The organism is Paracoccus aeridis, assembly GCF_004923205.2.
GTDB lineage: Bacteria > Pseudomonadota > Alphaproteobacteria > Rhodobacterales > Rhodobacteraceae > Paracoccus > Paracoccus aeridis.
In genome coordinates this window covers 55,343-67,979 of the sequence record NZ_SELD02000033.1, presented here as the reverse complement: position 1 = coordinate 67,979, position 12,637 = coordinate 55,343, and the positions used below count along the sequence as shown (strand labels likewise).

The following is a 12,637-nucleotide window of genomic DNA, read 5'->3' as shown; positions in this document are numbered from 1 at the left end:
CACAGGAAAGTCACGCCCCGGCACGCACCCCCGCGCACATGGGTCGGGACCGCTTGCGGGCACCGGCGCGCAGGGTCAGTTGGTGGCGGGGCCGGTCGCCGTCGACGCGGCCGGGGTCTGCGCCGGCGTCACGGCCGCGCCGGTGGGGCCGCAGGTGCGGACAAGCTGCTCGTAGCGCGCCACGATCCAGCCGGGCGCATCGGCGGGGATCTGCTGGTCCATCTGCCCGCGCATCCGCTCGAACACGGCGCTGGAGCGGGAGTTCTCGACCATCGCGACGGGCTGCGTCGGCATCACGCGGTCGTAGACGATGAAGGCGATGGCAACCAGAAGGATGCCGCGGGCGACGCCGAACAGGAACCCCATGCCCTGGTCGACGCCGCCAAGCGCCGAGCGCTGGATCACCGACGAAAACAGCGGGCTGATGATGGAAAAGACCACCAGCGCCACCGCGAACACGACCGCGAAGCCGCCGATCATGCCCAGTTCGCAGCTGTCGCCCATGAAGCGGTCGAGGAACGGGATCTGCGCGATCATCGGCCGCACGGTGGCGGCGAACAGGAACGCCAGCACCGCCGCGCCGATCCACCCCAGGATCGACAGCGATTCGGCAACGAACCCCCGCGAATAGGCGAGGATCGCCGACAGGATGATCACCGCCGCAACGATGCCGTCGATAAGGGTAAATCCGTCCATCACATCGCCCTTGCTGCGGCTGTCCCGCCACGCTTCATTCAGCCCGCGAGGTGCCGTCAGCCGGCGCCGAACGTCTCGCCCACGAAGCCGGTCAGGTCTGACGCCCGGTCCAGCCGCATGCCATCCGCCCCGTCGACCTTCTGGCCGGCGGGCACGATCGCGTGTGAAAAACCAAGTTTCGTCGCTTCTTTCAACCTGTTTTCCGCCTGGGCTACGGGGCGGAGCGCGCCCGAAAGGCTGACCTCGCCGAAGAAGACGGCCTCGGCGGGCAGCGGGTGGTCCTCGCGCGCGCTCAGAAGGGCGGCGGCGATGGCGAGGTCGGCGGCGGGTTCCGCGACGCGCATGCCGCCGGCCACGTTCAGGAACACGTCGAGGCCCGCGAACGGAACGGCGCAGCGCGCTTCCAGCACCGCCAGGATCGTGCTGACGCGGCCGCCGTCGAGCCCGACGACCGTGCGGCGGGGCGCGGCCAGCGTCGAGGGCGCGACGAGGGCCTGGATCTCGGTCAGGACCGGGCGGGTGCCTTCTATGCCCGCGAAGACGGCGCTGCCCGCGACGGGCTGGCCGCGTTCGGACAGGAACAGCGCCGACGGGTTCGCGACCTCGGCCAGGCCGCCGCCGGTCATCTCGAACACGCCGATCTCGCCAGAGGGGCCGAAGCGGTTCTTGACCGCGCGAAGGATGCGGAACTGGTGGCCGCGCTCGCCCTCGAAATACAGCACCGTGTCGACCATGTGTTCGACCACGCGGGGGCCGGCGATCTGGCCTTCCTTGGTGACGTGGCCGACGAGGATCACGGCGACGCCGCTGCGCTTGGCGAAGGTCACGAGCTCATGCGCGGCGGCGCGGACCTGGCCCACGCTGCCGGGCGCCGCGTCCACCGTGTCGGACCACAGCGTCTGGATCGAATCGATCACCGCGACGTCGGGCCGCTCGGCGTCGAGCGTCGTCAGGATGTCGCGGAGCGCCGTTTCCGTCCCCAGCCGCACCGGCGCATCGACCAGCCCCAGCCGCTGCGCGCGAAGGCGAAGCTGCGCGCCCGCCTCTTCGCCCGAGACGTAGACCGCGTTCACGCCCCGCCGCGCGAAGTTCGCCGCCGCCTGCAGCAGCAGCGTGGACTTGCCGATGCCCGGATCGCCGCCGACGAGGATCGCGCTGCCGGGAACGAGCCCGCCGCCGAGAACCCGGTCCAGCTCCTCCATCCCCGACGGCGCGCGGGCGGGCGGGGCCTCGGTCATGTCCAGGCCGCTCAGCGGGATCGTCTTGCCGCGCTGCGCGCCAAGGCCGCGGCCCGGCCCTTGGCTCAGCGGCGCTTCCTCGACGATGGAGTTCCACTCGCCGCAGGCATCGCAGCGGCCCGACCACTTGCGGTGGGCCGCGCCGCAGGCGGTGCAGGTGAAGGCGGTGACGGGCTTGGCCATGCGGGCGCTTGTGCCAGAACGCGGGGCGCAGCTGCAAGTGCGCGGGTGCAGGCCGGGGGACGGGGAGTTCACGGCGATGTCGGCTTGTCTTGCGGCGGGGCACGGGGCAGGTTGCGCGCGCTCGACGAAAGGCCCCCCGAAAGGCTCCCCATGCCGACCCCGCGCCCGTTTTCCCGCTACGAATTCATGATCGCCTGGCGCTATCTGCGCGCCCGCAAGGCCGAGGGCGGGGTCAGCACGATGACCTGGATCAGCCTGATCGGGATCGCGCTCGGCGTGATGGCGCTGATCACGACGCTGGCGGTGCGGTCGGGCTTCCGGGCCGAGTTCGTGGACACGATCCTGGGCGCGAACGCCCATGTCACCGTCTACATGCCGCCTACACAGATCGAGAACGCGCTGACCGACGAGGTCTATACCGTCGCGGGGCGCATCACCGACTACGACGGGGCCGCCGCCCGGATCGAGGCGCTGCCGGGCGTCGTCCGCGTCGATCCGGTCGTGAAGGGGCAGGTGATGGCGACGGCGCACGACCGCTCGAACGTGGCCGAAGTGCTCGGGCTTTCCGCCGACGACCTGCGCGCGCTGCCGCGGATCGCGGACCCGGAAACGTCCTACGGCGACATCGGCGCGTTCGGCCGCGGCATCGCGATCGGGTCGGGGATCGCGCGCGAGCTGGGCGTGAACCCCGGCGACCGGGTGCAGTTGATCTCGCCCCAGGGCGCGCAGACGCCGTTCGGCACCACGCCGCGCGTCGTGTCCTATGAAGTCGTCTACGTCTTTTCCGCCGGGCGCTACGACATCGACCGCACCCGCATCTACATGCCGCTGCCCGCCGCGCAGGACTACTTCAACCGCGAGGGGGCGGCCGACGAGCTGCAGGTCTACGTCGCCGATCCCGAGCGGGTGGACGACCTCGCGCCCGCGCTGATGCAGGCGCTGCCCGGCGGCATGGTCTGGACCTGGCGCGACGCGTCGGGGTCGTTCCTGTCGGCGCTCGACATCGAGGACGACGTCATGTTCGTGATCCTGTCGGTGCTCGTGCTGATCGCGTCGATGAACATCACCTCGGGCCTCATCATGCTGGTCAAGAACAAGGGCCGCGACATCGGCATCCTGCGGACGATGGGCCTGGGCGAGGGCGCGATCCTGCGGGTCTTCTTCCTGTGCGGCGCGTTCACAGGGGTGATCGGCACGATCGCCGGCGTGATCCTGGGCGTGACGCTGTCGCTCAACGTCGATCACGTCATGGCGGCGGTGAACTGGGCGTCGGGTGGCGACGCCTGGGACCCGGCGGTCCGCGGCATCTACGAACTGCCCGCGCAGCTTCGCGCCTGGGACATCGGCCGCGCGGTGGTGCTGTCGCTGGTCCTCAGCTTCATCGTCACCATCTTCCCGGCCCGCCGCGCGGCCCGCATGAACCCGGTCGAGGCGCTGCGCTATGAATGACGTCCTGCGGCTGGAAGCCATCGCGAAAAGCTACAATCCCGGCACGCCCGCGGCGGTGTCGGTCCTGTCCGACCTGGACCTGGCGGTAGGCCGGTCCGAGGTGGTGGCGCTGGTCGCCCCGTCCGGCGCGGGGAAGTCCACGCTCCTCCACATCGCGGGGCTGCTCGACACGCCCGACGCGGGCCGCGTGGTGCTGGAAGGGCGCGACATGACCGGCCTTCCCGACCGCGCCCGCACCGCCGCGCGTCGCGAAAGGCTGGGTTTCGTCTACCAGTTCCACCACCTGCTGCCCGAGTTCACGGCGCTGGAGAACGTGGTCCTGCCGCAACTCGCGAACGCGGTGCCCGAGGGGCGCGCGCGTGACCGTGCCCGCGACCTTCTGGACCGCGTCGGCCTGTCCGCGCGCGCACGCCACCGCCCGGCCGAGATGTCGGGGGGCGAGCAGCAGCGCGTGGCCTTCTGCCGCGCGCTTGCCAACGGCCCGGCGCTGCTGCTGGCGGACGAGCCGACCGGGAACCTGGACCCGGCGACGTCCGACCACGTCTTCGCCGTGCTGATGGACCTCGTCCGCGACACCGGCCTGTCGGCGCTGATCGCCACCCACAACCTCGACCTCGCCGCCCGCATGGACCGCATCGTCCGGCTGGATGCGCGCCCCGCCCGCGCGTAAGGTGAGGGCTGACGGCCGCACGGCCACGCGGCCACGGGGGCCGCAAGGATGCGCGGGGTGATGACGCGATGACGAAATTCCTGCGCGACAACGGTTTGACGATCGCCCTGGCGCTGCTGTTCGCGGGCAGTCTTGCCGGCATGGCCTGGTCCGGCTGGCTCGACACCGCGCAGGAGGCGCGGGTCCACGGCGGGGCGGCCCCGTCGCTGGGGCAGTATCTCGCCAGCGGCAACTTCATCGGCCCGATGTTCGAGAACTGGGAAAGCGAGTTCCTGCAGATGTCGGTCTACGTCGTGCTGACCGCGATGCTGTTCCAGCGCGGCTCGGCCGAAAGCCGCGACCCCGACAGCCCCGGCCGCGACGACGACGAGGCATCGCCGGGGCTGGCCGGGTGGCTCTACGCGCACTCGCTGGGGCTGGTGCTGGCGGGGCTGTTCGCGGCGTCGTTCCTGCTGCACGCGTGGGGCAGCTGGCGCGCCGCGATCGAGGACGCGGCGCGGCACGGGCAACCTCGGATGTCGCTGTGGGCTTACCTGGGTGACGCGCGCTTCTGGTTCGAGTCGATGCAGAACTGGCAGTCCGAGTTCCTGTCGACCGGCGCGCTGGTCGTCCTGTCGATCTTCCTGCGCCACAAGGGCTCGCCGGAATCGAAGCCGGTGCGGCGGCTCAACAAGGAAACGGGGATCTGATGGGACGCAAGCACACGAGCCGGGCACTCGCCGCCGCGCTGCTGATCGGGGCCGCGCCGGCGCAGGCCGATCCGTTCGAGGATTTCGGGACGGTGATGAAGTACGGCCTGCCGCTTGCGGCGGCGGCGTGCGCGGCGGACCAGGACAGGCTGGCGGACTTCGCCCTGCGCGGCGGCTTGCAGGTCGGTATCGTCCTGGGGCTGAAGCGGACGGTCGGCGCCCCGCTGGGCATCCGGCCCAGCGGCCTGGGCGAAGGCTTCCCCAGCGGGCACGCCGCGTCGGCGGCGTTCGGGGCGGGCGATCTCGCGGCGAACTGCGTGGACGGGAACGCTGCCGCCCAGGCGGGGCTGGTGGCGGCTGCGCTGCTCACGTCGGCGAGCCGCGTCCACGCGGGCGAGCATACGCCCGCGCAGGCGGCGGCCGGAACCGCGATCGGCCTGATCCTCGGGGCGAGCGAGATCGGCTTCAGGATCGACGCGAAGTTCTGAGGCTCTCGAGCCTCAGCGGTTCACGAACTTGAAGAACCGGCTTTCCTTCCCGTCCTTCGTCTCGTCCTGGTACAGGAACGCCAGCCCGCGATCCTCGAAGGTGTCGAAGAACTCGTCCCACGAGATTTCTTCCAGCTTCTCGTCGCGCTCGGCGAAGTCGATCCGCAGGATGCCTTCTCCTTCGTCATCCTCGGTGCCCTTGACGACGGTCGGGACGCCGCCGCGATCCTCGATCCACTTGCGGATGGTGTCGTGGTCGGTGGTGGTTTCGCTGGTGGACATGGGTGCTCTCTCGCAAGGTGTTCCGGCGACAACGCCCGGGACGCACAGGCGTTCCGGCATGGGCGGTGCGCGACCGGTGCACGGGTGCGCGACTAGAGCCCGGCCGCCTTCCTCAGAAGCGCGTTCGCACGCGTTTGCCAGCCTTTTCCGTCCGCCTTCAGCCGTTCAAGGACGTCGCGGTCGAGATACATCGTGACCCGCTGCTTGCGGGCATCCTCGGCCATCGGAGGGCGACCGCGACGGACCAGATCGGCGAGCTCGGGGATTTCGGACGAGGGTTTGAACAGGGCAAAGTCTTCGGCCGTCAGTTCGCGGACGTCCCCGTTCTCGTCAATCAGCGGCTTTCGCTGAGAAGATTGCTTGTTCACGTCTGTTCGCCTTTCGCAAGCTGATGATGCGGATCCGATTGCCACGGTAAGTCCACGCACAGAAGTGCAGGCGCCCATCGATGTCTGCCAGCGTCACCAGTCGCCGTTCTCCGTAAGCGGCCCGCGCGTCTTCGGCGGTAAGCGCCGCCGCCCAGTCGATCCGCTCCGCGACAGCAAAATCCACACCGTGCTTGGCGAGGTTCGCCGCCCGCTTCTCCTCATCCCACTCGAGCATTTAATATGCGCACATGAATCCCCTTCGGCAAGGGGTCAGACGTCCAGCCCCTCGTCCTCCACGAACCGCGCGTTCTCGCTGATGTACTGGAACCGCAGTTCCGGCTTCTTGCCCATCAGCCGCTCGACCAGGTCGCCGGTCTCGCCCCGCTCCTCCTCGTCGATCGACACGCGGATCAGCTTGCGCGAGGCCGGGTTCATCGTCGTTTCCTTCAGGTCCTTGGCGTCCATCTCGCCCAGGCCCTTGAAGCGCTGCACGTCGATCTTGCCCTTGCCGCCGAGGCCGCGGGCCAGCCACGCCTCCTTCTCGGCGTCGTCGGCGACGTAGATGCGTTCCGCCCCTTGCGTCAGGCGGTAGAGCGGCGGGCAGGCGAGATACAGGTGCCCCTTGTCGATCATCGGCCGCATCTGGGTGAAGAAGAACGTCATCAGCAGCGACGCGATGTGCGCGCCGTCCACGTCCGCGTCGGTCATGATGATGACCTTGTCATAGCGCAGGTCGTCGATGTTGAAGCGCGAGCCGAGGCCCACGCCGAGCGCCTGCGAGAGGTCCGCGATTTCCTGGTTCTGGCTCAGCTTCGAGGACGCAGCGCCCAGCACGTTCAGTATCTTGCCGCGGATCGGCATGATCGCCTGCGTGGTGCGCTCGCGGGCCGACTTCGCGGATCCGCCCGCGCTGTCGCCCTCGACGATGAAGAGCTCCGTCCCCTCGCGCGAACTGGCCGAGCAGTCCACGAGCTTGCCGGGCAGGCGAAGCTTCTTGGTCGCAGATTTCCGCGCGGTTTCCTTTTCCTGCCGCCGCCGCAGGCGTTCCTCGGCCCTGAGCACGAGGAAGTCCATGATCGCCCCGGCGGACTTGCTGTCGGCGGCAAGCCAGTGGTCGAAGTGGTCGCGGACCGCGCCCTCGACCAGCCGTGCGGCCTCGGTGGTGGCGAGGCGGTCCTTGGTCTGGCCGACGAACTCGGGTTCCGAGATGAAGCACGACACCAGCGCGCAGCCGCCCGTCAGCAGGTCGTCGCGGGTGATGTTCTCGGCCTTGCGGTTCTTCGTCAGCTCCCCGTAGGCGCGCACGCCCTTGAGGATCGCGGTCCAGAACCCCGCTTCGTGGGTGCCGCCCTCGGGGGTGGGCACGGTGTTGCAGTAGGACTGGATGAAGCCGTCGCGCGACGGCGTCCAGTTGATCGCCCAGTCGACCTTGCCCGGCACCCCGAAGCGTTCGCGGAACCCGACCGAGCCGGAGAACGGCCGGTCGGCATAGGTGGACGCGCCGTGAAGCTGCTCGCCGAGATAGTCCGCGAGACCGCCCGGAAAGTGGAACACCGCCTCGGTCGGGGTCTCGCCGTCGTCGATTTCGGACTTCCAGCGGATTTCCACGCCGGAATGAAGATAGGCCTTGGACTTTACCATCCGCATGATGCGCGCGGGCTTCATCCGGTTGTGGCCGAAGATCTCCGCGTCGGCGTGGAAGGTCGTGGTGGTGCCGCGCCGGTTCGGGGCGGGGCCGACCTTCTCGACCGGCCCGAGCGGAATGCCGCGCGAAAAGGACTGCCGGAACAACTCGCGGTTCCTCGCAACCTCGACCACCATGCTGTCGGACAGCGCGTTGACGACCGACGCGCCGACGCCGTGCAGGCCGCCCGAGGTCTGGTAGGCGCCCTCGCTGAACTTGCCGCCCGCGTGGAGCGTGCACAGGATCACCTCGAGCGCTGACTTGCCCGGAAACTTCGGGTGCGGGTCGATCGGGATGCCGCGGCCGTTGTCGCGGATGGTGACGGACTGGTCGGCCTTCAGCTCGACCTCGATCCGGCTGGCGTGGCCCGCTACCGCCTCGTCCATCGAGTTGTCGAGGATTTCGGCGACCAGGTGATGCAGCGCCCGCTCGTCGGTGCCGCCGATATACATGCCCGGGCGCTTGCGGACCGGTTCCAGCCCCTCCAGCACCTCGATCGAGGCGGCCGAATAGCTGTCGGTGGCGCGGTCGGCGCCGGATAGAAGATCGTCGGCCATGGAATGCTGTTCTGTCCCGTCGTGATGGGTGCTTATTCCACGCGCGCCCGCCGTGGCGCAAGCCGAACGCCGGGCGCGGGGCGCCGGGAAAACCCGGCGCGGCTTGTGCCGCACTGCTCCCCGTTCCTGTTGGACTTCCCGACCAACGACCTATTGGTCCTCGGCATTACCTGGCCGCTGTCGGCCGAGGAACAGGACGACGCGGTCTGGCGCTCCTGTGATGCGGCATTGTGGAGATCAGCTTCCGCTATTAACGACGCCGCTTCGTCACGCTGCGACAAAAGCCGATCGAGGCGGTTCCGGCGCTCACCCCGCGGGCGTGAGCGGCGGGGGCCGTCTCACGCGGGTTCGGCCAGCCGCGCCTCGGCCATCTTCCTGAACGCCGGACGGTCCTGGCAGGCCTGCAGCCAGGCCGCGACCGCCGGGAACTGGCCCATCAGCGGCGCGTATCCCTGCGCGTAGCGAACCACCTCGGCCATGTTCAGGTCCGCCACGGTGAAGCGGTCGCCGACGAGGTGGCGATGCTCCGCCAGATGACTTTCCATCACGGTCATCGGCCGGATCAGCCGCTCGCCCGCGGCGGACACGAGCGCCGCATCCTCGCCCGACTGGACCCGCCGGCTGCCGTGCAGGAACAGAAGCGTCAGCGCGTCGGGTTCGATCGAGGTCGCGGCGAAGAACGACCACTGCGTCATCAGCGCGTCCTCGGCCTCGTCGGCGGGGCCAAGGCCCCCGCGGTCGTGCTTCCTTGCGAGATGCAGCGTGCAGGCGAGCGATTCCGCGAGCACCAGCCCGTCATCCTCGATCACCGGGATTGCGCCCGCGGGCGACAGCTTCAGGAACTCGGGCGAGCGGGTGTTCAGCGGCGCGTCCGCCGCATCGGCATCGCCCAGCCGGTAGGCCTGGATCACCGGGATCTGGCGAAAGGGGATGTCGAGCTCGAAGCACAGCCAGACGATGCGCGACGCGCGCGACCGGGTGACGCCGTGGATGGTCAGCATGGAGGGCTCCTGCAGGGATTGCCATGCAGCGTAGGGGTGGGCGCACGGCTGGGGAAGGGGTGTCGTGCAGGACCGCAGGCCGCAGGCGCTACTTGAACAGCGCCATGCCGGCACGCGCAAGCTCGTCCGCGCGTTCGTTCTCGGCGTGCCCGGCATGGCCCTTGATCCAGGCCCAGGTCACGTCGTGGCGGGCCTGCGCCGCATCCAGCCGCTGCCACAGGTCCACGTTCTTGACCGGCTTGCGATCGGCGGTCTTCCAGCCGTTCTTCTTCCATCCGTGGATCCAGCCGGTGACGCCGTTCTTCACGTAGGCGCTGTCGGTGGTGATGGTGATCGCGGCGTCGCGGGAAAGCGTCTCCAACGCGGCGATGGCGGCCATCAGCTCCATCCGGTTGTTGGTGGTCAGCGGCTCGCCGCCCGACAGCTCGCGTTCCTTCAGGACCGCGTTGCCGTCCATCGCGCGCATGAGCACGCCCCAGCCGCCAGGGCCGGGATTGCCGCTGCACGCGCCGTCGGTCCAGGCGAGAAGTCGGGGCATGGGATCATTCCTTCCGGCACGGGTCTTACCCGTCGCGGAAGGCCGGGCGCAAGCGGTGAGGGGACAGGCGCGTTCTGCCCGTCCAACGCGTCGTCGTCAGGCGGTCCGCAGGACGCGCGGCACCTTGAACTCGACGCGTTCCTGCGCCGTCTCGACGATCTCGACGGTGACGTCGAAGCGGTCGCGGAAGGCGTCGATCACCTCGTTCACCAGCACCTCGGGCGCGCTTGCGCCGGCGGTCACGCCGAGCGCGCGGATTCCGTCCAGCGCGCGCCAGTCGATGTCGGCCGCCTCGCGCACCAGCTGCGCGTAGCTGCAGCCGGCGGCCCGTCCGACCTCGACCAGCCGGCGCGAGTTGGAGCTGTTGGGCGCGCCCACCACCAGAAGCGCGTCGATCTTGCCGGCGATGGCCTTTACCGCCGCCTGCCGGTTGGTGGTGGCGTAGCAGATGTCGTCCTTGGCGGGGCCGACGATCGCGGGAAAGCGCGCCCGCAGCGCGTCGATGATGTCGCTGGTATCGTCCACCGACAACGTGGTCTGGGTGATCCACGCCAGCCGCGCCGGGTCGCGGGGGGTAACGCGGGCCACGTCCTCGACCGTCTCGACCAGGATCACCTCGCCCTCGGGCAGCTGGCCCATGGTGCCCAGCACCTCTGGATGGCCGCGATGGCCCACCATGATCATCTGCAGCCCGTCCTGGTGGTGGCGCTCGGCCTCGACGTGGACCTTGCTCACAAGCGGGCAGGTGGCGTCGACATAGACCATCTGCCGCCGCTCGGCCTCGGCCGGGACGGCCTTGGGAACGCCATGGGCTGAAAAGATCACCGGCCGGTCGGCGGGACATTCGTCCAGTTCCTCGACGAACACGGCGCCCTTGGCGCGCAGCCCATCGACCACGAACCTGTTGTGCACGATCTCGTGACGGACGTAGACCGGCGCGCCCCATTTCTCGATCGCCATCTCGACGATCTTCACGGCGCGGTCGACGCCCGCGCAGAAGCCGCGCGGCGCGGCGAGATACAGGGCGAGGGGGGGCTTGCCGGTCATGGCGCAAGGACTAGCGCGTGCCGCCACCGGCGTCCAGCGGGGCCGGGCAGGGGGCGGCCCCGCGGCGTCTCAGCCGTCCGTCGTCATGCTGCCCGGCTCGCGCCCTTCGCGCGGCGGCCGGCCGATGACCTCGCGCAGCGCGTCCAGCTCGATGAAGTTGTCGGCCTGCCGGCGCAGCTCGTCCGCGATCATCGGCGGCTGGCTTCGCATCGTGGACACGACCGACACCCGCACCGCCTGGCGCTGCAGCGCCTCGACCAGCGGGCGGAAGTCACCGTCGCCGGAAAACAGGACCGCGTGGTCCAGCCGCGGCGCAAGCTCCATCGCGTTCACGGTCAGGTCGATGTCCATGTTGCCCTTGACCTTGCGCCGGCCAAGCGGATCGGTGAACTCCTTCGCGGGCTTGGTGACCAGGGTGAACCCGTTGTAGTTCAGCCAGTCGATCAGCGGCCGGATCGGGGAATATTCCTCGCTGTCGAGAAGCGCGGTATAGTAGTAGGCGCGGATCAGCTTGCCGCGGCGTTCGAATTCCTGGCGCAGGAGCTTGTAGTCGATGTCGAAGCCGAGCGCCTTTGCAGCCGCGTGCAGGTTGGAGCCGTCGATGAACAGCGCTAGCCTGTCATCCTTGTAGAACATTGGTGGAAACCTTTGAGCGGGAAGTGGAATGGCCTCGAGTTGCGGGAAGCTAGCCCTGATCGCCCTTGGTGCAAACCTGACCAGTTCGGCAGGTCGCCCGGACGCCACGCTGCGCGCCGCACTGGCGGAAATCGCCGCAGGGAACGGGGATGTCGGGGGTGCTGGCATCCGCATCACGGCGGTCAGCCGGTTCTGGCGCAGCCCGGCCTTTCCGGCGGGAAGCGGCCCGGACTACGTGAACGCCTGCGCGATCCTGCACACGGGCCTTGCCGCGCCCGACCTGCTGGCGCTGCTGCATGGGGTCGAGGCCGGGCTTGGGCGGGTCCGCGACGGCAACCGCTGGGCGGCGCGCGGCATCGACCTCGACCTGCTGGCGCTTGACGGCGAGGTCCGGCCCGACGCCGAAGCGCAGCGGCACTGGCGCGAGTTGCCACCGGATCGCCAGCGGGTCGAGGCGCCGGCTGAACTGATCCTGCCGCATCCGCGCCTGCAGGACCGGGGTTTCGTGCTTGCGCCGCTGCACGATATCGCCCCGTTGTGGCGCCACCCATTGACCGGCGCCACGGTGCGCGAGATGATGGACGCTCTTGCGCCGGACGACATGGCAGGGCTGGCTCCGGTCGCTTGACTTTCCGGCGCCGAATGCTCACCTATGCCACTTCGCCACATACGATTCGCAGCGAAAGGTGACTCATGGCCCGCGTGACGGTCGAAGATTGCGTCGACAAGGTTCCGAACCGGTTCGACCTGGTGATGCTGGCGGCCCACCGCTCGCGCGAGATCGCCGCGGGCAGCGCGATCACCATCGACCGCGACAACGACAAGAATCCCGTCGTCGCCCTGCGCGAGATTGCCGACGAGACGCAGCCGGTCGACGAGCTGCGCGAACGGATGATCGAATCCACCCAGACCCAGATCGAGGTGGACGAGCCCGAGGATGACGCGATGGCGCTGCTGCTGGGGGCCGAGGTCGATCGCCCGCGCCCCGTGAGCGAGGAAAACGAGGAACGCGTCCTTCGCATGATGCTGGAAGCGAACGAGCGCGGCTGAGGCCGCGCAATCCACCACAACGCGGGGCAGACAACAGGAAGGCGCGGGAACTGGGCGAGGA

16 protein-coding genes are annotated in these 12,637 nt (G+C 69.4%); 6 read left to right on the top strand and 10 right to left on the bottom strand.

Annotated elements, in window-relative coordinates; translation table 11 throughout:
• Positions 1-75 precede the first annotated feature (75 nt).
• Both ELI80_RS10405 and radA read right to left on the bottom strand, forming a co-directional pair.
• Complete coding sequence (locus ELI80_RS10405) at positions 76-696, bottom strand: CvpA family protein (RefSeq protein ID WP_136651794.1); 621 nt, start codon at positions 694-696, stop codon at positions 76-78.
• Positions 697-752: 56 nt separating this feature from the next.
• A complete protein-coding gene (gene radA / locus ELI80_RS10400) occupies positions 753-2,117 on the bottom strand; it encodes a DNA repair protein RadA (RefSeq protein WP_136651793.1) in 1,365 nt (454 codons plus the stop codon).
• Positions 2,118-2,267: 150 nt separating this feature from the next.
• On the opposite strand from radA, the gene ELI80_RS10395 reads away from it, so the two are divergent.
• The 4 genes from ELI80_RS10395 (at position 2,268) to ELI80_RS10380 (ending at position 5,413) form a co-directional block, all read left to right on the top strand.
• Complete coding sequence (locus ELI80_RS10395) at positions 2,268-3,566, top strand: lipoprotein-releasing ABC transporter permease subunit (protein WP_136651792.1); 1,299 nt, start codon at positions 2,268-2,270, stop codon at positions 3,564-3,566.
• The gene (locus ELI80_RS10390; protein ID WP_136651791.1) at positions 3,559-4,236 is read left to right on the top strand and encodes an ABC transporter ATP-binding protein; all 678 of its coding nucleotides are present in this window, start codon (positions 3,559-3,561) and stop codon (positions 4,234-4,236) included. The genes ELI80_RS10395 and ELI80_RS10390 overlap by 8 nt, the downstream gene beginning before the upstream one ends.
• 68 nt (positions 4,237-4,304) lie before the next feature.
• Positions 4,305-4,925 carry a DUF6766 family protein gene (locus ELI80_RS10385; RefSeq protein WP_136651790.1) on the top strand — a complete coding sequence of 207 codons (621 nt, stop codon included), beginning with the start codon at positions 4,305-4,307 and terminating at the stop codon, positions 4,923-4,925.
• Positions 4,925-5,413 (top strand): phosphatase PAP2 family protein, encoded by a 489-nt coding sequence (locus tag ELI80_RS10380; protein WP_236641437.1) that lies wholly within the window; start codon positions 4,925-4,927, stop codon positions 5,411-5,413. The genes ELI80_RS10385 and ELI80_RS10380 overlap by 1 nt, the downstream gene beginning before the upstream one ends.
• A gap of 12 nt (positions 5,414-5,425) precedes the next feature.
• Here the strand turns inward: ELI80_RS10380 and ELI80_RS10375 are convergent, their stop codons facing one another.
• The 8 genes from ELI80_RS10375 to ELI80_RS10340 all read right to left on the bottom strand — a co-directional run bounded on the left by ELI80_RS10375 (position 5,426) and on the right by ELI80_RS10340 (position 11,526).
• Positions 5,426-5,695: a hypothetical protein gene (locus ELI80_RS10375; protein WP_136651789.1), complete on the bottom strand. Its 270-nt coding sequence runs from the start codon at positions 5,693-5,695 to the stop codon at positions 5,426-5,428.
• A 92-nt stretch (positions 5,696-5,787) separates the two neighbouring features.
• On the bottom strand, positions 5,788-6,063 hold the full coding sequence (locus tag ELI80_RS10370) for a BrnA antitoxin family protein (protein ID WP_201740612.1): 276 nt from the start codon (positions 6,061-6,063) through the stop codon (positions 5,788-5,790).
• Entirely contained in the window at positions 6,026-6,298 is a 273-nt protein-coding gene (locus tag ELI80_RS10365) for a BrnT family toxin (protein ID WP_136651787.1), read from the bottom strand. The genes ELI80_RS10370 and ELI80_RS10365 overlap by 38 nt, the downstream gene beginning before the upstream one ends.
• Before the next feature lie 35 nt (positions 6,299-6,333).
• The gene (gene parE / locus ELI80_RS10360; RefSeq protein WP_136651786.1) at positions 6,334-8,304 is read right to left on the bottom strand and encodes a DNA topoisomerase IV subunit B; all 1,971 of its coding nucleotides are present in this window, start codon (positions 8,302-8,304) and stop codon (positions 6,334-6,336) included.
• Between the two features lie 338 nt (positions 8,305-8,642).
• Entirely contained in the window at positions 8,643-9,305 is a 663-nt protein-coding gene (locus tag ELI80_RS10355) for a glutathione S-transferase family protein (protein WP_136651785.1), read from the bottom strand.
• A gap of 88 nt (positions 9,306-9,393) precedes the next feature.
• Complete coding sequence (gene rnhA, locus ELI80_RS10350) at positions 9,394-9,843, bottom strand: ribonuclease HI (RefSeq protein WP_136651784.1); 450 nt, start codon at positions 9,841-9,843, stop codon at positions 9,394-9,396.
• Between the two features lie 96 nt (positions 9,844-9,939).
• Positions 9,940-10,890, bottom strand: coding sequence for a 4-hydroxy-3-methylbut-2-enyl diphosphate reductase (gene ispH / locus ELI80_RS10345; RefSeq protein ID WP_136651783.1), 951 nt, complete (start codon positions 10,888-10,890; stop codon positions 9,940-9,942).
• Between the two features lie 69 nt (positions 10,891-10,959).
• A complete protein-coding gene (locus ELI80_RS10340; protein WP_136651782.1) occupies positions 10,960-11,526 on the bottom strand; it encodes a LabA-like NYN domain-containing protein in 567 nt (188 codons plus the stop codon).
• Positions 11,527-11,554: 28 nt separating this feature from the next.
• Between ELI80_RS10340 and folK the strand changes: the two genes are divergently transcribed.
• The gene (gene folK / locus ELI80_RS10335) at positions 11,555-12,154 is read left to right on the top strand and encodes a 2-amino-4-hydroxy-6-hydroxymethyldihydropteridine diphosphokinase (protein WP_136651781.1); all 600 of its coding nucleotides are present in this window, start codon (positions 11,555-11,557) and stop codon (positions 12,152-12,154) included.
• A gap of 65 nt (positions 12,155-12,219) precedes the next feature.
• The gene (rpoZ, locus tag ELI80_RS10330) at positions 12,220-12,576 is read left to right on the top strand and encodes a DNA-directed RNA polymerase subunit omega (RefSeq protein ID WP_136651780.1); all 357 of its coding nucleotides are present in this window, start codon (positions 12,220-12,222) and stop codon (positions 12,574-12,576) included.
• The last annotated feature ends 61 nt before the right edge of the window (positions 12,577-12,637 follow it).